33 protein-coding genes are annotated in these 24,387 nt (G+C 63.1%); 12 read left to right on the forward strand and 21 right to left on the reverse strand.

The features are described 5' to 3' along the window. Nucleotides 1–111 precede the first annotated feature (111 nt). From QUV21_RS04875 to folK, 14 genes are all read right to left on the reverse strand, one after another. The gene (locus QUV21_RS04875; RefSeq protein ID WP_300853509.1) at nucleotides 112–1,329 is read right to left on the reverse strand and encodes an MFS transporter; all 1,218 of its coding nucleotides are present in this window, start codon (nucleotides 1,327–1,329) and stop codon (nucleotides 112–114) included. A 62-nt stretch (nucleotides 1,330–1,391) separates the two neighbouring features. Next, nucleotides 1,392–2,114, reverse strand: coding sequence for a DNA repair protein RecO (gene recO, locus QUV21_RS04880; protein WP_300853510.1), 723 nt, complete (start codon nucleotides 2,112–2,114; stop codon nucleotides 1,392–1,394). 36 nt (nucleotides 2,115–2,150) lie between these two features. Continuing rightward, nucleotides 2,151–2,486, reverse strand: a complete 336-nt coding sequence (locus tag QUV21_RS04885; RefSeq protein WP_300853511.1) for a DUF1491 family protein — start codon at nucleotides 2,484–2,486, stop codon at nucleotides 2,151–2,153. 72 nt (nucleotides 2,487–2,558) lie between these two features. Continuing rightward, entirely contained in the window at nucleotides 2,559–3,473 is a 915-nt protein-coding gene (gene era / locus QUV21_RS04890; protein WP_300853512.1) for a GTPase Era, read from the reverse strand. Further along, the gene (gene rnc / locus QUV21_RS04895; RefSeq protein WP_300853513.1) at nucleotides 3,466–4,155 is read right to left on the reverse strand and encodes a ribonuclease III; all 690 of its coding nucleotides are present in this window, start codon (nucleotides 4,153–4,155) and stop codon (nucleotides 3,466–3,468) included. The genes era and rnc overlap by 8 nt, the downstream gene beginning before the upstream one ends. Beyond that, complete coding sequence (gene lepB, locus QUV21_RS04900; protein ID WP_300853514.1) at nucleotides 4,152–4,937, reverse strand: signal peptidase I; 786 nt, start codon at nucleotides 4,935–4,937, stop codon at nucleotides 4,152–4,154. Before lepB ends, rnc begins: the two co-directional genes overlap by 4 nt. A gap of 59 nt (nucleotides 4,938–4,996) precedes the next feature. Further along, nucleotides 4,997–5,713, reverse strand: a complete 717-nt coding sequence (locus tag QUV21_RS04905; RefSeq protein WP_300853515.1) for a hypothetical protein — start codon at nucleotides 5,711–5,713, stop codon at nucleotides 4,997–4,999. A gap of 3 nt (nucleotides 5,714–5,716) precedes the next feature. Further along, nucleotides 5,717–6,127 (reverse strand): holo-ACP synthase, encoded by a 411-nt coding sequence (gene acpS / locus QUV21_RS04910; protein ID WP_300853516.1) that lies wholly within the window; start codon nucleotides 6,125–6,127, stop codon nucleotides 5,717–5,719. A gap of 4 nt (nucleotides 6,128–6,131) precedes the next feature. Then, entirely contained in the window at nucleotides 6,132–6,587 is a 456-nt protein-coding gene (locus QUV21_RS04915) for a hypothetical protein (protein WP_300853517.1), read from the reverse strand. Next, complete coding sequence (locus tag QUV21_RS04920) at nucleotides 6,584–7,354, reverse strand: pyridoxine 5'-phosphate synthase (protein WP_300853518.1); 771 nt, start codon at nucleotides 7,352–7,354, stop codon at nucleotides 6,584–6,586. Before QUV21_RS04920 ends, QUV21_RS04915 begins: the two co-directional genes overlap by 4 nt. 34 nt (nucleotides 7,355–7,388) lie before the next feature. Then, nucleotides 7,389–8,084 (reverse strand): DUF2062 domain-containing protein, encoded by a 696-nt coding sequence (locus QUV21_RS04925; RefSeq protein ID WP_300853519.1) that lies wholly within the window; start codon nucleotides 8,082–8,084, stop codon nucleotides 7,389–7,391. Between the two features lie 41 nt (nucleotides 8,085–8,125). Beyond that, nucleotides 8,126–10,243: a bifunctional (p)ppGpp synthetase/guanosine-3',5'-bis(diphosphate) 3'-pyrophosphohydrolase gene (locus QUV21_RS04930; RefSeq protein ID WP_300853520.1), complete on the reverse strand. Its 2,118-nt coding sequence runs from the start codon at nucleotides 10,241–10,243 to the stop codon at nucleotides 8,126–8,128. Between the two features lie 27 nt (nucleotides 10,244–10,270). Continuing rightward, the gene (gene rpoZ, locus QUV21_RS04935; protein ID WP_300853521.1) at nucleotides 10,271–10,624 is read right to left on the reverse strand and encodes a DNA-directed RNA polymerase subunit omega; all 354 of its coding nucleotides are present in this window, start codon (nucleotides 10,622–10,624) and stop codon (nucleotides 10,271–10,273) included. Nucleotides 10,625–10,708: 84 nt separating this feature from the next. Beyond that, nucleotides 10,709–11,287 carry a 2-amino-4-hydroxy-6-hydroxymethyldihydropteridine diphosphokinase gene (gene folK / locus QUV21_RS04940; RefSeq protein ID WP_300853522.1) on the reverse strand — a complete coding sequence of 193 codons (579 nt, stop codon included), beginning with the start codon at nucleotides 11,285–11,287 and terminating at the stop codon, nucleotides 10,709–10,711. Nucleotides 11,288–11,426: 139 nt separating this feature from the next. Here folK and QUV21_RS04945 point away from each other — a divergent pair, with 139 nt between their 5' ends. The 7 genes from QUV21_RS04945 to QUV21_RS04975 all read left to right on the forward strand — a co-directional run bounded on the left by QUV21_RS04945 (nucleotide 11,427) and on the right by QUV21_RS04975 (nucleotide 15,751). Next, nucleotides 11,427–12,002: an NYN domain-containing protein gene (locus QUV21_RS04945; RefSeq protein ID WP_300853523.1), complete on the forward strand. Its 576-nt coding sequence runs from the start codon at nucleotides 11,427–11,429 to the stop codon at nucleotides 12,000–12,002. A 58-nt stretch (nucleotides 12,003–12,060) separates the two neighbouring features. After that, a complete protein-coding gene (locus QUV21_RS04950; protein WP_300853524.1) occupies nucleotides 12,061–12,486 on the forward strand; it encodes a YqaA family protein in 426 nt (141 codons plus the stop codon). Nucleotides 12,487–12,569: 83 nt separating this feature from the next. Further along, the gene (gene ispH, locus QUV21_RS04955; protein WP_300853525.1) at nucleotides 12,570–13,526 is read left to right on the forward strand and encodes a 4-hydroxy-3-methylbut-2-enyl diphosphate reductase; all 957 of its coding nucleotides are present in this window, start codon (nucleotides 12,570–12,572) and stop codon (nucleotides 13,524–13,526) included. Nucleotides 13,527–13,633: 107 nt separating this feature from the next. Further along, on the forward strand, nucleotides 13,634–14,095 hold the full coding sequence (locus tag QUV21_RS04960; RefSeq protein WP_300853526.1) for a DUF3429 domain-containing protein: 462 nt from the start codon (nucleotides 13,634–13,636) through the stop codon (nucleotides 14,093–14,095). A gap of 5 nt (nucleotides 14,096–14,100) precedes the next feature. Continuing rightward, a complete protein-coding gene (rnhA, locus tag QUV21_RS04965; RefSeq protein WP_300853527.1) occupies nucleotides 14,101–14,559 on the forward strand; it encodes a ribonuclease HI in 459 nt (152 codons plus the stop codon). Nucleotides 14,560–14,573: 14 nt separating this feature from the next. After that, nucleotides 14,574–15,209, forward strand: coding sequence for a trimeric intracellular cation channel family protein (locus tag QUV21_RS04970; RefSeq protein WP_300853845.1), 636 nt, complete (start codon nucleotides 14,574–14,576; stop codon nucleotides 15,207–15,209). Nucleotides 15,210–15,250: 41 nt separating this feature from the next. Beyond that, nucleotides 15,251–15,751 carry a transcriptional regulator gene (locus QUV21_RS04975; RefSeq protein WP_300853528.1) on the forward strand — a complete coding sequence of 167 codons (501 nt, stop codon included), beginning with the start codon at nucleotides 15,251–15,253 and terminating at the stop codon, nucleotides 15,749–15,751. Here QUV21_RS04975 and QUV21_RS04980 read toward each other — a convergent pair. The 5 genes from QUV21_RS04980 to def (QUV21_RS05000) form a co-directional block, all read right to left on the reverse strand. Further along, nucleotides 15,744–15,977: a GlsB/YeaQ/YmgE family stress response membrane protein gene (locus QUV21_RS04980; protein ID WP_300853529.1), complete on the reverse strand. Its 234-nt coding sequence runs from the start codon at nucleotides 15,975–15,977 to the stop codon at nucleotides 15,744–15,746. The genes QUV21_RS04975 and QUV21_RS04980 overlap by 8 nt on opposite strands. 53 nt (nucleotides 15,978–16,030) lie before the next feature. Beyond that, nucleotides 16,031–16,921: a methionyl-tRNA formyltransferase gene (gene fmt, locus QUV21_RS04985; RefSeq protein ID WP_300853530.1), complete on the reverse strand. Its 891-nt coding sequence runs from the start codon at nucleotides 16,919–16,921 to the stop codon at nucleotides 16,031–16,033. Further along, the gene (gene def, locus QUV21_RS04990) at nucleotides 16,918–17,421 is read right to left on the reverse strand and encodes a peptide deformylase (RefSeq protein ID WP_300853531.1); all 504 of its coding nucleotides are present in this window, start codon (nucleotides 17,419–17,421) and stop codon (nucleotides 16,918–16,920) included. Before def (QUV21_RS04990) ends, fmt begins: the two co-directional genes overlap by 4 nt. Then, a complete protein-coding gene (def, locus tag QUV21_RS04995) occupies nucleotides 17,418–17,909 on the reverse strand; it encodes a peptide deformylase (RefSeq protein ID WP_300853846.1) in 492 nt (163 codons plus the stop codon). The genes def (QUV21_RS04990) and def (QUV21_RS04995) overlap by 4 nt, the downstream gene beginning before the upstream one ends. Nucleotides 17,910–17,991: 82 nt before the next feature. After that, on the reverse strand, nucleotides 17,992–18,507 hold the full coding sequence (gene def, locus QUV21_RS05000) for a peptide deformylase (protein ID WP_300853532.1): 516 nt from the start codon (nucleotides 18,505–18,507) through the stop codon (nucleotides 17,992–17,994). A 207-nt stretch (nucleotides 18,508–18,714) separates the two neighbouring features. Between def (QUV21_RS05000) and QUV21_RS05005 the strand changes: the two genes are divergently transcribed. Further along, a complete protein-coding gene (locus QUV21_RS05005) occupies nucleotides 18,715–19,887 on the forward strand; it encodes a MalY/PatB family protein (RefSeq protein ID WP_300853533.1) in 1,173 nt (390 codons plus the stop codon). After that, the gene (locus QUV21_RS05010) at nucleotides 19,884–20,423 is read left to right on the forward strand and encodes a L,D-transpeptidase family protein (RefSeq protein ID WP_300853534.1); all 540 of its coding nucleotides are present in this window, start codon (nucleotides 19,884–19,886) and stop codon (nucleotides 20,421–20,423) included. The genes QUV21_RS05005 and QUV21_RS05010 overlap by 4 nt, the downstream gene beginning before the upstream one ends. 10 nt (nucleotides 20,424–20,433) lie before the next feature. Here the strand turns inward: QUV21_RS05010 and QUV21_RS05015 are convergent, their stop codons facing one another. Continuing rightward, nucleotides 20,434–20,787, reverse strand: a complete 354-nt coding sequence (locus QUV21_RS05015; RefSeq protein ID WP_300853535.1) for a hypothetical protein — start codon at nucleotides 20,785–20,787, stop codon at nucleotides 20,434–20,436. A 220-nt stretch (nucleotides 20,788–21,007) separates the two neighbouring features. On the opposite strand from QUV21_RS05015, the gene cbiB reads away from it, so the two are divergent. The 3 genes from cbiB to QUV21_RS17800 are packed head-to-tail and all read left to right on the forward strand — an operon-like array spanning nucleotide 21,008 to nucleotide 23,997. Then, the gene (gene cbiB / locus QUV21_RS05020; RefSeq protein ID WP_300853536.1) at nucleotides 21,008–21,907 is read left to right on the forward strand and encodes an adenosylcobinamide-phosphate synthase CbiB; all 900 of its coding nucleotides are present in this window, start codon (nucleotides 21,008–21,010) and stop codon (nucleotides 21,905–21,907) included. Nucleotides 21,908–21,931: 24 nt separating this feature from the next. Then, entirely contained in the window at nucleotides 21,932–23,092 is a 1,161-nt protein-coding gene (locus QUV21_RS05025) for a lytic murein transglycosylase (RefSeq protein WP_300853537.1), read from the forward strand. Beyond that, nucleotides 23,092–23,997 carry a glycosyltransferase family 2 protein gene (locus QUV21_RS17800; RefSeq protein WP_366907545.1) on the forward strand — a complete coding sequence of 302 codons (906 nt, stop codon included), beginning with the start codon at nucleotides 23,092–23,094 and terminating at the stop codon, nucleotides 23,995–23,997. Before QUV21_RS05025 ends, QUV21_RS17800 begins: the two co-directional genes overlap by 1 nt. Nucleotides 23,998–24,003: 6 nt before the next feature. On the opposite strand, the gene QUV21_RS05035 is transcribed toward QUV21_RS17800, so the two are convergent. Next, a complete protein-coding gene (locus QUV21_RS05035; protein WP_300853539.1) occupies nucleotides 24,004–24,387 on the reverse strand; it encodes a group II truncated hemoglobin in 384 nt (127 codons plus the stop codon).

Here is a 24,387-nt window from a genome sequence, read left to right on the forward strand (position 1 = left end):
GCGCAGAACCGCCTGAGGCTGCGAACAAAAGGACAGGGCTGTTGGGCAACCTATGCTCGTCATGGATTAGATGGCGTTGGTCTGACCTGAGAAGCCAAGAGCCCGAGCCTTTCAGCCCCCGCCGCGCGACGGGCGCTGAATGCCAAGGCGCGGGTGCAAGCGTCCTGCCACGGCCCAGGACGCAATCAGCCCAACCCCCGCCGCGATGAATATCCCGGGCAACGGCGCCACCCAAAGCACCAGCCACGCCGCCCCCGGGGTCAGGATGCCAGACACGTCGCGGAAACTGGAATAGACGGCGGACATCTCGGTCCGCTCGCTGGGCTTGACCGACATCAGGAAGGGCAGACCGCCCACCACATCCAGCATGACCAGAAACACCGATGCCGTCATCACAAGGGCAACCGTGGCCCATGGCAGGAACGCCAGCAGCCCTGCCAGACAGAACAAGGCCCCGCAAACCCCAAAGGCCGCCCGCACCGACCGGCGCACCGACATGCGGCGACCAAGGCGGTTCAGCGCGGGTGCCGCGAACAAGAGCGCGTTGGTGATCGAAAGCGCGATGCCGCCAACCTTGTCGCCCAAGCCCGCCTCTATGCAGAAGATCGGCAGGTAGACGACATAGACCCACCAACCGCAGCTTCGCATCACCGCGAACATCCATCCGGCGATCAGCCGGGGCTGGCTGAAGAACCGTCCCAGATATCCCAAGGGGTTGACCGCAGGCCCCTTGGCCCGGGCAATCTGCTTGCCATTGCCCAGCCGCAAGACCCAGAAGGAAACCAGCAGGACAAGGGCAAAGGCCCCGGCCACAAGAAACGGTGCTGGCGCCCATTGGTGGTAAAGCCAGACCCCCGACATCGGCCCCAATGTCCATGCCGTCGCCGCATAGGCCATCTGCACCGACTGGCTGCGTCCAAGGTTTCCACGGTCCACATAGTCCAGCACATAGGCGTTCAGGCAGACAAAAATGGTAACCGTAGCCATCGCGTTGCACATCAGTGCCAGCGGCACTGACCAGGTGGTTCCGATCGCGCCCAGTGTATTGCCGACAAGGTAAAGGCAAACGCCCCCGGTATAGGCCCAGCGCCGTGGAACCCGCCTTGTCGCCCAAGGCACCATCAGCCCCCAGACCAGCGCCACGATCCCCGAGATGAAGAACACCACCGACGTCGTCTGCGCATCGCCCAGCGCGTCATAGACCACCAAGGGCATGGTCGAGATCAGCATGCCCCTGATCGCGGCATCCAGTCCCGCAAGAATGGCAAAATGCTCGATCCTTGGGGTCGGGCTGTGCTTGAGCGCCAGAGGCAGGTAACGGGTGGCCATGCGCCGACCTTGGCCCGAAGCCTGCCGGGGTGGCTGTCACGGCTGCGACATCCTGCGTCGTTTCAAGCCGGACTGCGGGTGATCAGATCGACCAGCCGCGCCCGCGCTTCCGGCAGGGGGCGGCCTTGCAGGACCGGCGTCAGCCCTCGGTCCAGAAAGAACCCGGTCAGGCGCAATCCCTGCGCCAAAGCTACGGCCGTCATCTCGCCCGCGCCGGAAAGGCCTGCGGGAAAGGGCAAGAGCCTGTCTGCCCATTCCCCGGCGCCTTCGGCCGAAACGGCCCGCCCGGATTTCGGGCTGACATAGACCAGTCCCTCGGTCACCCCCGTCACGGCGCAACTGTTGAGATCAAGGCCGAAACCCAACTCCTCCAGCAGCTGCACCTCCCAGCGCAGATAGGTTGAGGTCCAGCCAGGCTGACCAAGCGCATCCAGTAGCGGCAAGGTTTCAGACCATAGCGCCGGGTGCGGCTCCCGTTCCGGCAGGGCCGCCCGCAACAGCGCGCAGACCGACATCAGACCCGCAAGCGCCAACCTGTCAGACAGCACATGCGCACGCGACCGCAAGGGCTCGACCGTGAAAGTGCCGATATGATCATCCAGTCGCGCGCGCCAATCCAGCTGCAACTGAGTTCCCGGCTGCAAGGTGGCCGCCATCTTGCGGGACGCGCCGCCGCGCACGACGCCCGCATGACGGCCATGCGCCGCCGTAAGCACCTCGATGATCGCGGCACTTTCCCCATGCGGACGCATGGAAAGAAGCACGCCTTCGTCTCGCCAATCCATGCGCCGACTATCTCGCTGCGCGCGAAAGGGCGCAACTCAATCCGAAAGCCCGTCTTGATCAAGCAACGTGCGCCCGGCTCGGTCTTCCAGCTCGATCACCCAAAGGTCCGGGTCGCGCGACCGGGCGCGCGCCAGAAGCGCGTCTACCTCGGCTTCGGCCCCTTCGGCCAACAGCATCCATGCACGATTTCCGGTCATCAGGTCCGACCGCCGCTCATAAGCCCGTGCGGTTCCGTCCAGCAGCGCCACCTTGACCACCACCGCCCCCGCCTGCGCATCCCCCTTGGCTGTGACATAGGCCGCAATATCGGCCAACCGCAGCCGCGTAAGGTAAGCCGACACCCAGACGCCAGAGGCCAGACGCACGCTCATCGGATCTGCTCTTTTCCAAAATACTCCCGCCGGAGGCTCCACCGTTGTGGCAAATGCCCAAGGGTCAGGGCCTCACGCATCGCCGTCCTTGAAATCCAGCCCCATTTCCGAATAGCGCTCGGGTTCGTCAAGCCAGTTCGGCCGCACCTTCACCTGAAGGAACAGATGCACGGTCCGGCCCAGAAATTCGCTGATGTCGGCCCGTGCAGCCTGACCGACGGCCTTGATCGTCTCGCCCTTGTTGCCCAGCACGATCCCCTTGTGGCCGTCACGGGCAACATAGACGATCTGGTCGATCCGTGTGGTGCCGTCGGGCTTGTCTTCCCACTTTTCCGTTTCAACTGTCAGCTGGTAGGGAAGTTCCTCATGCAGGCGCAGGGTCAGCTTTTCGCGGGTCATTTCCGCCGCGATCATCCGCATCGGCAGGTCGGCGATCTGGTCTTCGGGGTAGAACCATGGGCCTTCCGGAACCTCACCCGCCAGCCATTCCCGAAGATCGGCGACGCCATAGCCCTTTTCGGCGCTGATCATGAAGGTCTTCTTGAACGGATAGGCTGCATTCACCTCTTCGGCCAACGCAAGCAATGTCTCGGCCTTCACCCGGTCGATCTTGTTGATCGCCAGCGCCACCGGTTGCCCTTTCGGCATCTCATCGGCCAGCCGGTCGATGATCAGCTTCACGCCCTCGGTCAGGCCACGATGCGCCTCGATCAGAAGCACGATCACATCGGCATCCGAGGCCCCACCCCAGGCCGCCTTGACCATCGACCGGTCCAGCCTGCGCCGGGGACGGAAAATGCCGGGCGTGTCGACAAAGACGATCTGCGCCGGTCCCTCGATCGCAATCCCCCGGATCCGGGTCCGCGTGGTCTGCACCTTATGCGTGACGATGGAAACCTTCGCCCCCACCATCCGGTTCAAAAGCGTCGATTTCCCGGCATTCGGTTCGCCGATCAGGGCCACAAAGCCCGCGCGTGTGTCAGTCATCACTTGTCTCCAGCCGGGCCAGCAGCGCCCTTGCGGCTTGCTGTTCGGCGATGCGTTTCGATCCGGCTTGTGCTTCGGCCGCCTCTCCCGAGGCCAGTTGCACGGCGACCGTGAACCGGGGCTGGTGGTCCGGGCCAGAGCGGGCGGCCTCGATGTAGCGGGGCGGGGGCATCCCGCGGGCCTGCGCCCATTCCTGCAAGGCGGTCTTCGGGTCGCGGGCATCGGCCTCCACCTCGGAGACCCGGCTGCCCCAAAGCCGCAAGATCACCGCGCGCGCCGGTTCGAAGCCGGCGTCCAGAAAGACGGCGGCAATCACCGCTTCCATTGCGTCTCCAAGCAGCGCCTCCTTGCGGCGCCCGCCGGTCAGCATCTCGGAACGACCCAGCTTCAGCACGTCGCCCAGAGCTATGTCGCGCGCGACAGCGGCGCAGGTTTCCTTGCGCACCAAGGCGTTGAAACGGGGGGCAAGCTGACCCTCTCGCGCGCCCAGATCGGCGGACAGCAGCGCTTCTGCCATCACCAGACCAAGCACCCGGTCGCCCAGAAACTCCAGCCGTTGATTGTCTGGCCGCGTTGCCGAGCCGATCGAGGCATGCGTCACCGCCCGCATCAGAAGTTCGGGCTTGGCGAAGTGATGCCCAAGGCGGCCTTCAAAGGCCTTGAGTTCAGCCGAAAGCCTCACTCGACCGCCTTGAAATATCGGTCTGATCGCCAGGTCCAGAAGTAAAGCATTCTGCTGCCAGCAGAGGAGAACATGATCCGGTCCGCACGGCCGATCAGATATTCGGCCGGCACGAAGCCCACCCCGCCGGCAGCCTGCGCATAGCGGCTGTCCTGACTGTTGTCGCGGTTGTCGCCCATGAAGAAGTAGTGACCTTCCGGCACGGAGAAGACATCCGTGTTGTCGCCAAAACCGTTTGCGTCGATGTTCAGGATCGAATGCTTCTGCCCCTCGGGCAGGGTTTCGATGAAGCGGCTTTTCGAGCAGATGCCACCTGCCCCGACCGCACCGTTTTCACAGCGCGGCAGATTGCGCATCGGGCCTTGGGGTTCGTAGACCTCTTCAAACAGGCCGGCAGGTTCTTGAGGGGCGGCCACGCCGTTGATGTAAAGGACGCCGTTCTGCATCTGGATCTTGTCACCGGGCATGCCGACAAGACGCTTGATGAAGTCGGTGTCGTTGACCGGGTGGCGGAATACCGCAACATCCCCACGCTCGGGTTCAGAGGCGAAGATCCGGCCCGAAATGGGACACATCGCGAAGGGGCAGGAGTACTTGGAATAGCCGTAGGCCATCTTGTTGACGAACAGGAAGTCGCCGATCAGCAGCGTATCCTTCATCGATTCCGAAGGGATCCAGAACGGCTGAAAGAACAGCGTGCGGAAGGCCCCCGCAATAACCAATGCCCAGAAGACGGTCTTTATCGTCTCGACGATGCCGCCTTCGGCCTTGTCCTTCGCCATCTTGCGTCCTGCCTATTGCCACTTTGCCCGCGCTTCTTGCGCGCAAGCGCGGGGCGAAGTCAAGGCAGCCTGCCCTTGCGGCGGGGGGGCTCCGTCGGGACGACGACCTCGGCCCGGAAATCGGTGCCGGGGGTCGGCGCGGTGACAACCAGCGTCCAGAAACGTCCGACGGGTGGAGTATTGCCAGAGACTACCTTTCGAATCCCCGGGATATGGATGGTGGAGCGGTGGCGAGGGTTCGTTCCCGGAAGGATGCCGCTTGGTACCGGATCAGGCCCCACGGAGCTGGGCAGGTCGAAGCGAAACGGCAGGCCCTGCGTGGCATCGGTTTCGGGGGGAACACTCCGCTCGGCTGTCCACACCGGGAAACTGGAGGTCTTGAAGCGGCCGTCATCCTCGAACTCATGAACGTCGAGGCAGGTCAGAACCAGCCGGAACGGCCCGGTTGCCGCGACAGGCTTTTGTACCCGCACCCGGCCACTGACCGGGCGGCCAAGGCGCAATGTGCCGGGCGGGTCAATCTCCAGCTTCGTCGCGCCAAAGGCGAGGTGGCGCCGCGCGTGACCGACCGCCTTGACGAAGAACCAGCCGGCGATCCCCAGAAGGCCAAGGACCATAATCGAGATCGGGTTGATGAAATCCGGGTCACTTGTATCGAAACTCTCAGGCCAGCCGGTCATCCAGCCCAGCCAGCCTGCCCCACCCAGCGCGGCAGCAGCGATCCCGGCAGCCGCCAGTGCCTCGATCCGTGGCGAAAATTGAGGCGGTTCGGTCATGGGTTACCCCCGGGCGACAGGCCTTGCTTCGATCACCACAAAAGCCTGCGCCCAAGGGTGGTCATCGGTCAAGGTGACATGGATCACCGCCTCATGTCCTTCGGGTGTCATGGCGCGCAGGCGTTCGGCGGCCCAGCCCGTAACATGCATCACCGGCTGGCCGGAGCGCAGGTTTGTCACCGCCATGTCCCGCCACGCAATCCCCATGCGAAGGCCGGTGCCAAGCGCCTTGGAACAAGCCTCCTTGGCCGCCCAGCGCTTTGCGTATGTCGCGGCCACGGCGCGAGGGCGGCTTTCAGCCTTGCGCTGTTCGCGTTCAGTGAAAACACGGTTGCGAAAGCGGTCGCCGAAGCGGGCCAGTGTCGCCTCGATCCGTTCGATATTGGCCAGATCGCTGCCGATGCCAAGGATCATCGGGTCAATCCAGCCGCGCAGTCACGGCCCCACTGGCCTGATTGAGCGTAACGGTCAGGACCGCATCGGCGTAATCACCCGTTTGCGGCAGCCAACGCGTTGCCCGAAGGCGGAACCGAAGACCCGTTGCAGGGTCATACTCGGCTGTCATGCCATCAAGCGTCAGACCGGCAAGGCCGATGCCATCCGACCCGGACACCACGCTGCAACTGCGACCGCCGACCTCATCATAGGGTGGTGAAAGGATCACCAGATGAAAGGCCCCCGCTGCTGGCTCGATGGTGTCGGTGACGGCAAGCCGCACCGCGCCATTTGCAAACTGGCGGGAGTTTTCTTCCCACGGCTCGGCCAGCGCAAAGGCTGAACTGCGGAAATCATCACAGATACCAATGCTTTGCGCCATTGCGGCGCCAGTCAAGCCAAGCGCCACCAGCGGACCAAGGGCAAGCGCGCGGATCATGCCGACGCCCCCCGCGCCAATTTCATCCGGCGGCGCATTTCCTCGATCGCCGGTCCCAGGCCCCGGAAAATCGCCTCACCGATCAGGAAGTGGCCGATGTTCAGCTCCATCACCTCGGGGATCGCGGCGATGGGCTCCACGTTGTCATAGGTCAGGCCGTGGCCAGCATGCACCTCAAGACCCGCCGCCGCCGCCCGTTCGGCCCCAAGGCGCAAGGCGGCAAGCTCGCGCTCGGCAAGTTCCGCGTGACCTTCGGCCAGAAGGTCGGAATAGAGACCCGTGTGCAGTTCCACCACCGCCGCGCCGATGCGGGCGCTGGCCTCGATCTGGCGCGGGTCATGGCTGATGAACATGCTGACGCGGGCGCCAGCCTCCCGCAGGGGGGCGATGTAGTCGGTCAGGCGCGCAACATCGCCTGCCACGTCCAACCCGCCTTCGGTTGTGCGTTCCTCGCGCTTTTCGGGAACAAGACAGACGGCATGGGGGCGGTGGCGCAGGGCAAGGGCCTGCATTTCCGACGTCGCGGCACATTCGAAGTTGAGCGGGACCGAGATCGCCGCCATCAGCGCCTCGATATCGGCATCACGGATATGGCGACGGTCTTCGCGCAGATGCGCCGTGATCCCGTCCGCGCCCGCCGTTTCGGCCAGCAAAGCCGCACGCAACGGATCAGGCCAAGCCGATCCTCGCGCATTCCTGACTGTGGCTACGTGGTCGATGTTCACCCCCAGCCGGAGACCATTCGGCTTGCGGATCGGATCTGTCATCACTGTTCCCCTGTCGCCATGTCCGTCAGGCTGATCATGGCGCCCCCGGACCGTCATCTCCAACTTCACTTTCGCGTCGGTTGAGCTTGCTTGCTGCATCGGCAAGTTTCAACCGCATCCGCTGCCGCCTTTCGCCGCGCTCTGTCGCCGTGGCGGCGCGCTTGTTCTGATAGGCTTCGACCAAGGGGATTGTCACATAATATCCTGCGGCACTAATCAGGATCGCAGGCCCAAGCGCACCGATGAAATAGGGCAGATAAATTTCGTGCCAGAACTGGCTCAACCCGTCCCATCGTGCCGTTTGCGGCCCGAACATGGACATGAAGTTGAACCAGAGATCCTGACCGGCATGGCTGAAGGCCTTGCCGATGTATTCACCGTTCAGCGGTGCCTCGATGCCAAGCATCCAGTGGCCCAAGGACATGGCCAGCACGGCAAAGAACGGGGTGGTGACCGGGTTGGTGTTGAACGTCGCCAGCAGCGCCGCCAGCACGTTGCCCCGCGCCAGCCGTGCGGCACCCCATGCGGCAAGAAACTGCAATCCCGGCAGAGGCAGAAACCCGACGAACGACCCGGCAAAGACCCCGCGCGCCACCCGGTGCGGCTGATCTGGCAGGCGGCGCATGCGGTGAACCACATAGCGCACAGCGCGCTTGAAGCCTCCCTTTGGGTAGACCTGTTCGCGCAGCCACGCGCCCCAGCCCAATGGTTTCTTGCGTTTGAAGACCAACTTTCCGCCTCATTGCCCAGGCTTTTGCCTGATGACCCGCCTTACGGCCGCTTGGTCAAATCTCGATGACGCGAGATCTGCGCCACATCCGTTTCGGCCTCCAGCGCAGTCATGACCATGTGAAGATGTTCAACGTCGCGCAAATCCACGTCAATGATAAGGCGATAGAAATCCGGTTTGCGGTCGGTGAACCTCAGGTCCGAGATATTGGCCTTCTGCTCGCCAATCAAGGTGCAGATCCGCCCCAGGACGCCAGAGTCGTTCGAGATCGTGACATCAAGCGAGATGGTGTAGACGGGCGCATGGCGGCCCGAATGCCAGTGCAGATCGACCCAGCGGGTGGTCTGGTCCTCAAATTCCTCTAGCGCCGGGCAGTCGATGGCGTGAACCACGACACCCTGCCCGCGATAGGTGATGCCGACGATCCGTTCGCCCGGCACGGGCTGGCAGCACTGCGCGCGGCGGAAGGTCTGGTCGGCGGTAAGGCCGACGACGGGGCGCTTGGAATCGACCTCTTCGGCGGTGGCCTGCGCCAGATCGGGATAGAGCGTCTCCACCACACGGCGTGCAGGCATCTCGGCAGACCCAAGCCGGGCCAGCAAGTCATTTTCATCGGCCAGCCCCAGCATCTTGGCTGCCGTGCGCAACGCCTTGTCGGTGGCCTTCTTGCCAACATGGTCAAAGGCCGCGCGGGCCAGTTCCTGCCCCAGCTTGACGAAGCGCCCCTTGTCCTCCTCGCGCAAGGACCGCCGGATCGCCGCCTTGGCGCGGCCCGTGGTCACGATGTCAATCCAGCTGGACTGCGGGCGCTGGCCTTCCGCCGTGATGATTTCAACAGACTGGCCATTCTTCAGCCGGGTCCAGAGTGGCACCCGGATGCCGTCGATCTTGGCGGAGACGCAGGAGTTTCCGATCCTTGTGTGGATCGCATAGGCGTAGTCCAGCGGGGTGGCGCCACGCGGCAACTGGATCACGTCACCCTTGGGCGTGAAGCAGAAGACCTGATCGGAATACATCTCGAGCTTGACGTTTTCCAGAAACTCATCCGTGTCGCCTTCGTCGAGCCGTTCGGTCAGCGTGGCAATCCACTTTGCGGGATCGACGGCGAAGGGGTTCTTCGCGCGCACGCCTTCGCGGTAAGACCAATGCGCGGCCACGCCGGCTTCGGCCACCTCGTGCATCTCGCGTGTGCGGATCTGCACCTCCACCCGCTTGCCATCGCGGCCGGACACGGTGGTGTGGATCGACCGGTAGCCGTTCGATTTCGGCTGGCTGATGTAATCCTTGAACCGCCCCGGCACCGCGCGCCAGCGTTGGTGGATCACGCCAAGGATGCGGTAGCAGTCCTGCACCGACCCGCAGATGACCCGAAAGCCGTAGATGTCGGACAACCGGCTGAACGCCAGATCCTTTTCCTGCATCTTGCGCCAGATCGAATAGGGCTTCTTGGCGCGGCCATAGACATCGGCCTCGATCTGGGCCTTTTCCAGCTCGTGCCGGATGTCGGCGGTGATCTTGTGGACCACATCGCCGGATTCCTTCTGCAAGGTCACGAAGCGGCGCATGATCGAATTGCGCGCCTCGGGGTTTAGAACCTTGAAGGACAGATCCTCCAATTCCTCACGCATCCACTGCATGCCCATGCGGCCGGCAAGCGGGGCGAAAATCTCCATCGTCTCGCGAGCCTTCTGGGCCTGCTTTTCCACATTCATGCTTTTGATCGTGCGCATGTTGTGCAGACGGTCGCCCAGCTTGACCAGAATGACCCGAAGATCCTTGGACATCGCCATGAAAAGCTTGCGGAAATTTTCCGCCTGCTGGCTTTCGGTCGAGGACAGTTGAAGATTGGTCAGCTTGGTCACACCGTCGACCAGTTCCGCCACCTCATTGCCGAAAAGCGCGGCGATTTCGGAATAGGTGGACCGGGTGTCTTCGATCGTGTCGTGCAAAAGCGCGGTGATGATCGTGGCATCATCCAGCCGCTGCTCGGTCAGGATGGCGGCGACAGCGACGGGGTGGGTGAAATAAGGCTCACCCGATTTCCGCATCTGACCGTCATGCATCCTGAATCCGTAGGCATAGGCCTTGCGGATCAGATCGGCATTGCAACGCGGGTTATAGTTGCGAACCAGGGCGATGAGGTCTTCGACGTCGATCATCACCGCCCCGCTTGCGGGTTTTCCGCCTTAAAGCTCGCCCTGGGCTTCCATCAGCGCGCGGAGCAGCTTTTCTTCCGACATGTCGTCGACCATCGGACGATCCATGTCACCGCCCATCAAAAGCGCCATCTGGTCATCTTCCGGCTCATCAACCTCGATCTGGGTCTGATGGCTTTCGATCATCCGCTCGCGCAGCACCTCGGCCGATTGCGTTTCATCCGCAATCTCGCGCAGGGCGACGACCGGGTTCTTGTCGTTGTCGCGGTCGATGGTGATCGGCGAGCCGGACTGGATTTCGCGCGCCCGGTGGGCGGCAAGCATCACCAGTTCGAACCGGTTCGGAACCTTGTCAACGCAATCTTCGACCGTAACGCGGGCCATGGGCAACTCCAATCCGGAAGTTTCGCTGGAAGCCGCCTATTTAGGCCCTTGGACTTGCCATGACAAGCGCTGAATCGCCGCAAATCAAAGCGGTTTCACGGCATCACGGTCCGACTGCGGCAGGGCGGCAAGCATTTGCCGAACACTTTTCCCGATGCGCGGATGCACCCAGTCCGGCGCCACATCGGCCAAGGGGACCAGTACAAAGGCCCGATCCTGAATCCGGGGATGGGGCAGGATCAACTGATCCGGCGTGGCACCGATCTGTGCTTCGGGTGGCAGGTTTCGCCAGTGATCCTGCGTTTTTGCGTCCGGCAGCAGCGAATCGCCCATCGCCAAAAGATCGATATCCAGCGTCCGCATGCCCCAGCGCTGCGCCCGTTCCCGGCCAAATCTGGCCTCGACCCGATGCAGCCGGGCAAGAACTGACGCAAGGTCAACTGCATCTCGGTTGGCAAGCACCGCCGCCGCGTTCACATAATCCGGTCCCACCCCGGCCGGAAAGCAAGGAGTTGCGTAAAGCCGGCTAAGGCCAAGAACGGGAAGGCCTTCCTCGGACAAAGCCTCGACGGCAGATCGCAGCGTGTCGGCAGGATCATGCCCGTCGAACGGCAGGTTTGCGCCGAATGCAACCAGCAGTTGCTCATTGTTCTGTAGTTGCACGCGATTATTCCCAAGCTTGACTTGTCTGAGCCCATTTCCGACTGATATTCACGAACCGAGTGCCGACGAAGTCATCTACAACACGTGGTCCAGACACGGAAGTTCGATCGGCGCAGCACGCTTTGAGGGGACACAAAGGATGTTTTACAAGGACGAACGGCTTGCGCTGTTCATTGATGGATCGAATCTATACGCCGCGGCAAAGGCTCTTGGTTTCGACATCGACTACAAGCTCTTGCGGATGGAGTTCATGCGTCGTGGCAAACTGCTGCGCGCTTTCTACTATACCGCCCTGCTTGAGAACGACGAATATTCTCCGATCCGCCCACTGGTCGACTGGCTGCATTACAACGGCTTCACCATGCGCACGAAGCCGGCGAAGGAATACACCGACAGTCAGGGGCGCCGGAAGGTCAAGGGGAACATGGACATCGAGCTTTGCGTCGATGCCATGGAACTTGCGGCCCGCGTGGATCATGTCGTGCTGTTTTCCGGCGACGGCGACTTTCGCCCACTGGTGGAAAGCCTTCAGCGTCAGGGGGTTCGGGTGTCGGTGGTGTCCACCATCCGCAGCCAGCCGCCGATGATTGCCGACGAATTGCGTCGTCAGGCAGACAACTTCATCGAGCTGGACGAGCTGCGCGACGTGATCGGCCGCCCACCACGCGAACCGCGGCCCATGGTTGCCGAGGAAACAGAGGTCGAGGCAAAGTGACCCCGACACCGGGTTGGTCACCGGGTCGATCTGAGGGGCGATCAAAGGTCCGGTCCGCGTGATTGCGCTGACCGGCCTCTTTCTGGCCGCTCTTCTGGCCTCGACCCCGGTGCCGTTTCAGTCGGAGGTCGTGTTCATCGGCTTTCAGGCTGCGGGTTGGCCCGTGCTGACGCTGGTGATTGTGGCATCCGTTGGCAATGTCCTTGGGTCATGCGTGACTTATGCGGTCGGGCGCGGCCTTGGCGGATTTCGGGATCATCCGCGCTTTCCGGTCCGGCCTGCGCAACTGGCCCGGGCCGAAGGCTGGTTTCAACGCTGGGGTCTTTGGTCCTTGCTGCTAAGCTGGGCGCCGGGGGGCGATGTGATCGTGGCCGCGGCGGGGCTTTTGCGGGTGTCGATCCTGCCATTCCTTATCCTTGTCAGCATCGCAAAGACTGCCCGATATACGGCCGTAGCCCTTGCCGCAGGTGCGGCCTTGGGCTGACCTGGTCTGACGTGATTGCCGGTCCCGGCTGGACCTTGGGCGCATTTGGCCCTAACTCTCGGTCAACCAAGCGTCGGAATACCATGGCATCGCTTCCCCCCCTGACCCTGTATCTTGCCGCCCCGCGCGGTTTTTGTGCTGGCGTGGACCGCGCCATCAAGATCGTCGAGATGGCAATCCAGAAATGGGGCGCGCCGGTCTATGTCCGGCACGAGATCGTGCATAACAAGTTCGTCGTCGATGCGCTGCGGGCGCAAGGCGCGGTTTTCGTCGAGGAACTGGACGACTGTCCCGATGACCGCCCCGTGGTCTTTTCCGCGCATGGTGTGCCGAAATCCGTTCCGGCTGAAGCTGCAAACCGCCAGATGATTGCCGTCGATGCCACCTGCCCCCTGGTGACCAAGGTCCATAACGAGGCCGCACGGCACCATGAAAACGGTGTCCAGATGATCTACATCGGCCATGAAGGCCACCCGGAAACCGTTGGCACCATGGGCCAGCTTCCCCCGGGCGAGGTGCTGCTGGTGGAAACCGTGGCCGATGTGGCAACGCTTGAGGTCCGCGATCCGGCGCGGCTGGCCTTCATCACCCAGACCACGCTTTCGGTCGATGACACCGCCGACATTGCCGCCGCGCTGAAGGCGCGCTTTCCTGCCATCAACGCCCCGGCGCATGACGACATCTGCTATGCCACAACCAACCGTCAGGCTGCGGTCAAGGCTGTTGCGCCAAGGATCGACGCGCTTTTGGTGATTGGCGCGCCCAATTCATCAAACTCCAAACGTCTGGTCGAGGTGGGCAGCGCCGCCGGTTGCGCCTATTCCATGCTGATCCAGCGCGCGACCGATATTGACTGGCGCGCGCTGCATGGCGCCCGTGCGATTGGCCTGACAGCTGGTGCCTCGGCCCCCGAACTGCTGGTGAACGAGGTGATCGACGCCTTCCGCGCAAGGTTTGATCTGACCGTGGAACAGGTGGAAACCGCCGTCGAGGATATCGAGTTCAAGGTTCCGCGCATCCTGCGGCAAGAGGCGGTCTGATCGCTGAACCGTCCCGCGCCTGCCTGCGGTGCTTTCGGGGTCTTGCCCCGGACTGGATCAAAGGCGCAGGGCTGGCCTTGGCGCATCTGCCGGGCTAAGTCTGCCACATGACCGATGACCGCCGCATCCCCAGACCTGCCCTGATCCTTGGCCTTGCCGGGCTGATCCCTTTCCTGTGGTCCGCCGCCACCCACCTTTCGCCCGCTCTGTCCGGCTGGGCGGTGCAATGGCTGTCTCCGATGTTTCTTGGTGCCTATGTCGGGCTGAGTTATGGCACGGTGATCCTGTCCTTCATGTCGGGCGTGCTGTGGGGCTTTGCCACCAAGGCCGAAGGCGGTGAGGCCGCCGTCGCCTACGCCTTGTCCGTGATCCCCGCACTTTGGGTGTTCTTCATGGTCACCGATGCCTCGGCCAATTCCACCATCTTCCTTGCGGCCGGATTTGTCGGGCTGCTGCTTCTGGACGGAATGTATGCCGCATGGGGTCTTGCCCCGCGCTGGTGGCTGCGGCTGCGGGTCATGCTTACGGTGGTGGTTCTTGCCTGCCTTGCCATCCCGTTGCAGGTCTGACGCCCATGCCCGATCTTTTCGCCTATACCGATGGTGCCTGTTCCGGCAATCCCGGCCCCGGCGGCTGGGGTGTGCTGATGCTGGCCCGCGAAGGTGGCGCCGTAGTCAAGGAGCGCACCCTTCAGGGTGGCGAGGCCATGACCACAAATAACCGGATGGAACTGATGGCCGCGATCTCGGCACTGGAGGCGCTGGCCCGGCCAAGTGACATCACCATTGTCACCGACAGTGCCTATGTGAAGAATGGCGTGACGGAATGGATCCATAACTGGAAACGCAAGGGCTGGCGCACGGCAGGTGGATCACCGGTCAAGAATATCGAACTTTGGCAAAGGCTTGAAGAAGCGCAAGCCCGCCACAAGGTGACGTGGCGCTGGATCAAGGGCCATGCGGGCCACGCGGAAAACGAACGTGCCGACGAACTCGCCCGCGCGGGGATGGCCCCGTTCAAGGCCAGCGCATGACCGGTTTTCCCGCCCTGACGCTGCTGACCGGGCTGGATTACGCCTCGGTGCTGGTCTTTGCGCTGACCGGCGCTCTTGCGGCCAGCCGGTCGCAGCTTGACGTGGTCGGCTTCATATTCATCGCTTGCCTGACCGCCGTTGGCGGCGGCACCCTGCGCGACGCGATCCTGAACCGAGAGGTGTTCTGGGTGGCCGATCCAGTGGTTCTGGCGGTGGCAACGCTGGCCGCTGTCCTTGTGTTCTTCACCGCCCACCGGCTTGAAAGCCGCTACCGGGCGCTGTTGTGGTTCGACGCCTTCGCGCTGGCCGTCGCTGTCCCCGCTGGAGTCGCGGTGGCGCTGGCCGAGGGCAAGGGTTGGCCAGTCGTTCTGGTGATGGGGATGATCACCGGCTGCATGGGCGGGTTGATGCGCGATGTGGTTTGCAACGAAGTGCCGCTGGTCCTGAAACAGGGCGAGCTTTACGTCACCTGCGCCTTTGCCGGGGCGCTGGGGGCGGTGGGGGCGGGCCATGCGGGGCTGGAAACCGGCGTGGCCCTGTTGATCTGCGCCGCCCTTGTCTTCACCTTGCGCGCTGGCAGCATTGCCTTTGGCTGGCGCCTGCCGGTTTACAAATCGCAGCCGCCAAGCTCGGGCGCACCAAAGCGGTAAACTGCTTGCAGAATGAACGAATATTCGTTTATCGTTGCTTCATGCCACGCACCCGCACCATACCAGACGACCGTATCTTTGCCGCCGTGCAAGCACTTCTTGATACCGGCGGCGACAAGGCGGTGTCCTTCGCCACGGTCGCTGCCGCAACCGGCCTTGCCGCGCCCACGCTGGTTCAGCGCTATGGCAGCCGTGATGGCATGGTCCGCTCCGCCCGCATGGCCGCATGGGAACGGCTTGAAACCGCGACCGCCGAGGCGATCCTTGCGACCGAAGACAAAGGCCCGCAAGCCTTGCTGAAAGCGATTGGCACCGCCGATGCCGCGGCACTTGCCGCCGATTTCCGCGATGCAGACCTTGCCCAGCGCGCCGCCGCATGGCGTGCCTCGGTCGAGGCGGCGTTGTCCTTGCGACTTGGGACGGGACAGAAAGCACGCGAATCAGCGGCGCTTCTGTTCGCCGCATGGCAGGGCCAGCAGCTTTGGTCCCGCATGGGTGAACCGGGCTTCAGGCTGAAGGACGCGGTAAAGCGGCTTACTTGATCCAGGTCTTCCAGGCCCAGATCAACAGGAGCGCCCCGGCAAGCGCGCCAACAAACCCGGCACCCGCGCCCGCCATCATCACCAGGCCGCGCAGCACAAGCCCGCCGATCAGCGCGCCCAGCACCCCAAGCGCAATCGTCGACGGTGTATCAAGGTCAACCCTTAGGATACGCGTGGCCAGAAATCCGACCGCCACCCCCACGACCAAAAGCCAGATGAGCGGCATCTCGACCCTCCTCCACCATCTTTGTCGGATATGGGAAGCCCATACCTCCGATGCTAGAGCCGGTCGGGAAGAACCAGCCCGCGCAGCACTTCGGCAACAGGCATCGGGCGCTTGCCTTCGCGCTGCGCCTGCGTGATCTCGACCGCACCGCTGCCACAGGCGATGGTGAACCCGGCCAGAACCTGCCCCGGGCTGCCATTTCCCATTGCCAGCCGTGAGCGTAGAAGTTTCACCCGTTCGCCATTCACGTCGACCCATGCACCGGGAAACGGGGAAAGCCCGCGGATCAGCCGATCGACCTCAACCGCTGGTCGGGTGAAATCCACCCGCGCTTCGGCCTTGTCGATCTTGGCGGCATAGGTCACGCCTTCAGCGGGCTGCGGGATGGCGGGCAAGGGTAGCCGCTCCAGTGCCTGCAAGATCAGCCGCGCGCCCATGGCGCTTAGCCGGTCATGCAGCTCAGCGGTGGTTTCTTCCGCGCCGATCGGGGTTGCCTCACGCAAGAGCACCGGCCCGGTATCAAGCCCCGCCTCCATCCGCATGATGCAGACCCCGGTTTCAGCGTCCCCGGCCATGATCGCCCGATGAATGGGCGCCGCCCCCCGCCAGCGCGGCAAAAGCGAGGCGTGGATGTTCAGGCACCCAAGGCGCGGTGCGTCCAGCACCGGCTGCGGCAGGATCAGACCATAGGCGACCACAACCGCAACATCGGCCCCAAGGGCGGCGAAGGCGGCCTGTTCCGCCGGGTCGCGCAACGAGACCGGATGGCGCACGGGCAGGCCAAGCGCCTTTGCCCGCGCCTGCACCGGGCTTGGGCGGTCTGCCTTGCCACGCCCGGCGGGACGCGGCGGCTGGCAGTAGACCGCAAGGATCTCATGGCTTTGGTGCAGCGCGTCCAGAACCGGAACCGAAAACTCCGGCGTTCCCATGAAAATGATTTTCATTTTGCACGCCTCAGCTTTTCGGCCTTGGCGATCAGCATCTTGCGCTTCAGCGCCGACAGGTGGTCAAAATACATCTTGCCCGCCAGATGGTCGATCTGGTGCTGCACCGATGTCGCCCAAAGGCCGACGAAATCCCGGTCCTCGACCGCGCCCTGTTCGTTCAGGAACCGCACCGTCACCGCCCGGGGCCGCCGGATCACCGCCGATACGCCCGGCAGGTTGGGCGAGGCTTCCTCATGTTCGCGCATCTGGCCGCTGGCGTGCAGGACTTCGGGATTGGCCATCCGCACCGCCTGCCCCCGGGCATCGGAACAATCCACCACCGCCAGCCGAAGCGGCACACCGATCTGCACGGCGGCAAGGCCGTATCCCGGCATCGCCTCCATCGTGTCGATCATGTCGGCCCAGATCGCGCGAACTGCGTCAGTGATGCCGTCCACATCGGCGGCGGGCTGGCGCAGCACCGGATCCGGCCATGGCACACAGCGACGCAAGGTCATGCCGCCACCTCTGCCTCGGCCCGCGCGCGGGCTTCGGGCGACAGCCGGTCCAGCGTCAGGATACCGTCCAGATGATCATATTCATGCTGCGCGCAGATCGCGGCAAAGCCGGTCAGCACAGTGTCATGCGCCTGCCCGTCAAGCCCGGTCCAGTGCATCCGCACGGTTTCCGCCCGCTCCACTTCCGTCACCGGGCCGGGGATGGAGAGGCACCCTTCCGGCCCCAGTACCCGCGACGGCGAAAGCTCTACCACCTTGGGGTTGATGAAAACCTGCGAGCTGCGCTGGCCTTCCTTCCACGTCACATCCATCACGAAAAGCCGGATCAGCCGCCCGACCTGCGACGCCGCCAGACCCCGGCCCGGTGCCGCATACATCGTTTCCAGCATGTCCGCCGCCAGTTGGCGCAGGTCATCGTCAAGCGCTGCGGGGGCGCAGGGCTGGGAAAGCCGGGGGTCAGGCCAGCGCAGGATCGGTAAAAGCATCAAAGCCACCTTGGATATGCCCCTGCCGCATAGCCGGGCGGACCGCGAAAGTCACCCCCGGCGGGCCAAGGGCCGCACCTAGGCTTCAGACCGCCCGCGCGCGTTCGCGCTTCAGCTTTTCCATCTTCCGAGTGATCATCTGCCGCTTCAGCGGTCCCAGATAATCAATGAACAGCTTGCCATCCAGATGGTCGATCTCGTGCTGCACACAGGTCGCCCAGATGCCCGCGAACTGGCGTTCCTGGTCCTGTCCGTCAAGATCCATCCAGCGGATGGTCACTTCGGCCGGGCGCTTGACCTCGGCGTATTGGTCGGGGATCGAAAGACAGCCCTCTTCGTAGACCGAGACATCTTCGGACGCCCAGACCACACCGGGGTTGATCAGCACCATCGGCTCGGGCGGGCCGTCCTTGATGCAATCCATCACCAGCATGCGCTTCATCACGCCGACCTGCGGTGCGGCAAGGCCAATGCCGGGGGCGTCATACATCGTCTCAAGCATATCGTCCGCCAGAAGCCGCAGCTCTGGCGTGATTTCGGTCACGGGGTCGCAGACCTTCTTGAGGCGCGGATCAGGATGGATCAGGATAGAGCGGATCATGTGTTGCGATTTACGAAAGCCGGGCCATCAAGGCAAGGGGTTCGCGCCCCAAAGCCAAACTCTGCAGGCAGATTGCCTTTGCAGACGCAAATTCCAATCTGAAGGCCAATATCGGATCATGTTTCCGATTATCTCTGAATAAATGGGATGACATTCCGTTTATCTTTGTCTACTCGGTATATCGTCCCCACCCAAAGAGAGCCCGTCATGACCTTCGACACCCCGATCAACCGCGCCGGAACCCATTGCGTCAAATGGGACATGATGGAATCCCTTTACGGCCTGTCGCCACGGGACGGGCTTGCGATGTGGGTTGCCGACATGGAGTTCCGCCCGCCTCAGGTTGTCCAGCAGGCGCTGGACAAGATGCTAGCCCATGGCGTCTACGGCTACTTCGGTGACGACCGCGCCTATCTGGAGGCGATCCGCTGGTGGATGCAGACGCGTCACGGCTGGACTGTGGATCCAGAATGGATCTTCACCACCCACGGCCTTGTGAACGGCACAGCGCTGTGCGTTGACGCCTTCACCGCCCCCGGCGACGGGGTGATCCTGATGACGCCGGTCTATCACGCCTTTTCCCGGATCATCAAAGCCGCCGGGCGCGAGGCGGTGGAATGTCCGCTGGCGCTGGTGGACGGCGTGGCCCAACTGGATATCCCGGCATGGGAAGCACGGCTGACCGGGCGCGAAAAACTGCTGATCCTGTGTTCCCCCCACAACCCCGGCGGCCGGGTCTGGACAGTGGCGGAATTGCAGGCCGTGGCCGATTTCTGTCAGCGCCATGACCTTGTTCTGCTATCGGACGAAATTCATCATGATCTGGTCTATCCGGGCCAGAAACACACCGTGATGCCAAATGCCGTGCCAGAGATTGCGGATCGGCTGATCATGATGACCGCCACCACCAAGACCTTCAACATCGCTGGCGCCCATATCGGCAACGTCATCATCTCGGACCCGGAGTTGCGCAAGACCTTTGCCAACAAGATGAACGCGATGGGCATTTCGCCCAACTCCTTCGGGATGCACATGGCGACGGCGGCCTATTCACCGGAAGGCGCGGCCTGGGTCGATGACCTGATGCACTACCTGGATGGCAACCGCCGCCTTTTTGACGAAGGCATCGCGCGGATTCCGGGCCTGCGATCCACCCCGCTGCAATCCACCTATCTGGCTTGGGTCGATTTTTCCGGCACCGGAATGACCCCTGCCGAGGCGATTGACCGGGTTGAGAAGGTTGCAAAGATCGCCACCAACCATGGCGCCAGCTTTGGTGCGGGGGGTGAGACGTTCCTGCGCTTCAATCTGGCTTGCCCAAGGGCGCAGATCGCCGATGCGGTAGACCGGTTGCAACGGGCCTTTTCCGACCTGCAATGAGGCGTCTCTTTCGCCTTCTTGCCTATCTGGCGCTGGTGGCGGCCCTTGGGCTGATCACCGCGTCCTTGTTCATGGCGCCGGAGAAGCTGGACAGCCCGCCGCCACCGCCGCTTTCGGGGCAGGTTGACCGGATCATCATCGAAAAGACCGCCCGCCGGATGCAGTTGATCCAGGACGGCAAGCCGGTGCGCAGTTATCAGATTTCGCTGGGGTTTTCCCCCGCCGGCGACAAGGAACGTCAGGGAGACGGGCGCACCCCGGAAGGCGAATTCACCATCGACCGGCGCAACGCCGAAAGCGCGTTTCACCTGTCGGTCGGCCTGAATTATCCCCGCCCCCAAGACCGCGCCCGTGCGGCGGCTGGCGGCTACAACCCCGGCGGCGATATCTTCATCCACGGCCAGCCGAATGGCCTTGCCGAAGGGTTCAAGCTGCGCGGCGACTGGACGGCAGGTTGCATCGCCGTGACCAACGCCGAAATGCGTGAAATATGGGCTGTCACCCCGATCGGCACCAAAGTCGAGATCCGGCCATAGGGCAGCTCGCTCAAGCCCGGGGCAGCAAGGCCACCGGCGCGTTTTCATCCCGCCAGAAATCCAGCGCCGCACGGTCGGCCACCGCCGTCGCCCGTTTGAAGTCGCAGACCAGTTCGCCGTTCTCGATGCTGCTGGCGACTATCAGGCATTGGAACACATGGCGTGACCCGTCGTAGACATCGACCAAACCGCGCAATTTGCCCGGCGAAAGGTCGGCATCCAGTGCAAAACCATCATGCCAAAAGCGAAGCACCGGAAAGACCGCATCGCCTACCTGCACCCGCAGCCGCGACTTGCGCTTCTGTTCTTTCTTGCGGGCGGCTTCCAAGCCTTCCCGCACTTCCTTTGGCAGAAACTCAAGCATTGGCAGACCTCGCTTGTGCTGTGAACCAGTCTGGAGCCTGACAGGCAAAAATCAAGCTGCATCAATGATATTGCCCATGTGTAAACAGAAGATGTCCGGAAAAGCGCGCGGGAGGGCAACCCTCGGTTGATTGCCGCGCCTGGAAAACTGATCCGGGGCAAATGCATGCCACCAACAGGCCATACTTGCGAATCGCTTCAGGCACAGAAATAGCGGGGGGATGATCCTTGCCCTTGCCATGATCCTTGATGCCCTCCTTGGCGAACCCCGTTTCCTGTGGGACCGGGTGCCGCATCCGGCGGTGCTGATGGGCCGCCTTGTCGGCCTTTGTGACCGCCGCTTCAACCGGGGCCAGTCGCTGAAGGCGCGGGGGGTGCTGGTCACGCTGGCGCTGTTGGCCGTCGGGCTGGCGGTCGGATGGGTGATCCAGATCCTGCCGGATCATGGCGTGGTCGAGGTTGGGATGCTGGCGATCCTGCTGGCGCAGAAAAGCCTTGTCGAACATGTCCGCGCGGTGGCTACGGGGCTGCGGCGGTCGCTGGCTGACGGCCGTGCGGCGGTGGCGATGATCGTGGGGCGTGACACTGGCCAGATGACCGGGCCGGATGTGGCCCGCGCCGCCATCGAAAGTGCGGCCGAAAACCTGTCGGATGGCGTTGTGGCCCCGGTGTTCTGGTATCTGGTTCTGGGTCTGCCGGGGATCGTCGCCTACAAGCTGATCAACACCGCTGACAGCATGATCGGTCACATGACGCCGCGATACCGCGAATTCGGCTGGGCCTCGGCGCGGCTCGATGATGTGCTGAACCTTATCCCGGCGCGGCTGACCGCGCTTCTGATCGCCTTGACCCATGGCTGGGTCGATCCTGCCCCGATCCTGCGCGACGCGCCCAAGCATCGCAGCCCGAACGCCGGCTGGCCCGAAAGCGCGCTGGCCCCGGTTCTGAACGTCGCCCTTTCCGGGCCGCGCAGCTATGACGGCATCCGCAAGGACTACCCTTGGGTATGGCCCGAAGGCCGCCGCGACCCCGGACCGGATGACATTGACGCCGCCGCCAACGCGCTTTGGCGGGTCTGGGTGGCGCTGCTGGCAGTTGCTGTTCTGACGGCCCTTTTCTAGGGTCAGCCCAACACCGGAGAGATCATGCGCGCCGTCACCCTGTTTGCCCTGCTTCTTTCCGCCCCAGCCTATGCCGCGCCTTGCGGGGGTGACTTCGACGCCTTCCTGACCGCGATGAAGGCCGAGGCCATCGCCGCTGGCACCCCTGCGGACAAGGCCGCCGCCTTCTTTTCCGGGGCGCGGCAGGATGAAAAGGTGCTGAAGGCCGACCGCAGCCAAGGCGTGTTCCGCAAGCCCTTCCTTGAATTCTCGCAAAGCCTGATCTCGAAAGGCCGACTTGCCACCGCACAGGCCAAGTCAGCCGAGTTTGACGCGATCTTTGCCCGGGCAGAGGCGGAATACGGCGTCAGCCGTGGCGTCTTGCTGGCCTTTTGGGCCTTCGAGACCGATTTCGGCAAGGTTCAGGGCGACTTCAACACCCGCAACGCGCTTCTTACGCTTGCGCATGATTGCCGGCGCCCAGACCTGTTTCAGCCGCAGGTTCTGGCAGCAGCGCAACTTTTCGCGCTGGACGAGCTTGATCTTGACACCACCGGCGCATGGGCGGGCGAAATCGGCATGGTCCAGATGCTGCCGAAGGATATTCTGGAACGCGGCGTTGATGGCGATGGCGACGGGCTGGTGATGCTGAAGACCTCGCCTGCCGATGCGATCCTGTCCGGGGCGCGGATGCTGCAACATCACGGCTGGCGCGCGGGTGAACCTTGGCTGGCCGAGGTGACGCTGCCCGCAGGGTTCGACTGGGCGTTGACCGGGCTGGAAACCGAACGCCCGACCGAAGATTGGGCGGCGCTGGGGGTGATCCCGCGTGATGGGGAGCTGGCGCCGGGGCTTTCGGCCTCAGTCCTGTTGCCGCAAGGGCGCAAGGGACCGGCCTTTCTGGTCTACCCGAATTTCCGGACATTCTTTGAATGGAACCAAAGTTTTGTCTACGTCACCACCGCCGCCTATTTCGCAACCCGGATAGAAGGCGCTGGCCCCTATATCGCTGGGAACCCCGACCCGATGCTGGGCCTTGAAGACATGAAGGCGCTCCAGGAAAAGCTGGCCGCGCGGGGCCATGACGTTGGCAAGATCGACGGCATCCTTGGCGCAGGCACCAGGAGCGCGGTACAGAAAGAACAGCTCCGGCTGGGTCTGGCGGCCGATGGCTGGCCGACACGCGCCCTTCTGGAGGCGCTGTGATGGGCAGTTGGGGTCTTGTCACCACGGTAAAGGCACCTGAGGAGCAAATCCTAGCCTTTGTCGCACATCACCTTGGGCTGGGTGCCTCACGCCTCTGGCTCTATTTTGACGACCCGGACGATCCGGCCTTTGAACGCGTCGCCAAACTGCCCCGCGTAACCGCCACCCGCTGCACCGACTGGTATTGGGCCATGCGTGGCGGGCGCCATGAACAACACCAGAACCGGCAGGCCCGCAACGCGCGCCACACCCAACGCAAGTGCAAGCTGGACTGGCTTGGGCATATCGACGTTGACGAATTCCTGCATGCCGCCCGGCCCGTGTCGGAGATACTGGGCGCAATTCCCCCTGACATTCCAAATGTTCTGATGGAATCCTTCGAGGCAATGCACACACCCGATCTGCCCGATGACATCTTTACGGCCCGTCATTTCCGCGGCCCGCTGCATCGCCAACACCGAGACCTGCATTCTGCCATTTTCGGGCCAGCGGCGGTTGCGCTTCCGAAAGGCAGCCTTGCCCACGCGATCGGCAAAAGCTTTTGTCGACCGGCCGTAAAGGGATTGGCCATCCGCCTTCATGAAGTCTTCTTGAACAAGGAACGGCTCCGCAGCCAGTTTCATCCTGAATTGCGGGTTCTGCACTTTCACGCTCAGGATCCGGTCGCATGGCGTCGCGCCCTGCCTTTCCGGTTGGTCAGCGGCGCCTACCATCACCCGATAGAACGCCCGCTTCAGGCCTTTCTGACTGACGCGAGTGATGAGGTCATTGACCAGTTCTATGAAGCGGCCATGACCCTGACGCCCGAAAAAATCGATCTTCTGATGGCGCATGACAGGCTTGTCACCGCTAACCTTACCCTGCGCGCCAAGGTTCAGGATCTGTTGGCAGGCCGCCTTGGCTGACAGCCACTAAGCCGTATTCACCAGCATCAACGCGGCGCGGCGGAAGGTGGCCATTATCTCGCCACGCTCGTTTTCCGCGACGCTGGTTTCACGCATCGCACGGTCCATCACGGCCAGCCAGTCTTCGGCATCCTGCTGGCGGATTTCGACATGCGCGTGGATCTCGCGCAGGTTCATGTGGCCGTGGCGTTCGTGATAGTAGCGCCGCCCGCCGAAAAAACCGCAGAGAAATTCGAACTGTGCCGGGCGAACGTGCGAAAGGCCGTGGCCCTTCAGGTGCATTTCCATGATCGCGCGGCCCTGTGGCAGGGTCTCGATCAGGTCGTAGAAATGATCGACAAGGTCATGAACCTTGTCCTCTCCTCCGATCCTGTCGATCATTGGTTTCAT

The organism is Tabrizicola sp., from assembly GCF_030373185.1.
In the GTDB taxonomy this organism is placed as follows: domain Bacteria; phylum Pseudomonadota; class Alphaproteobacteria; order Rhodobacterales; family Rhodobacteraceae; genus Tabrizicola.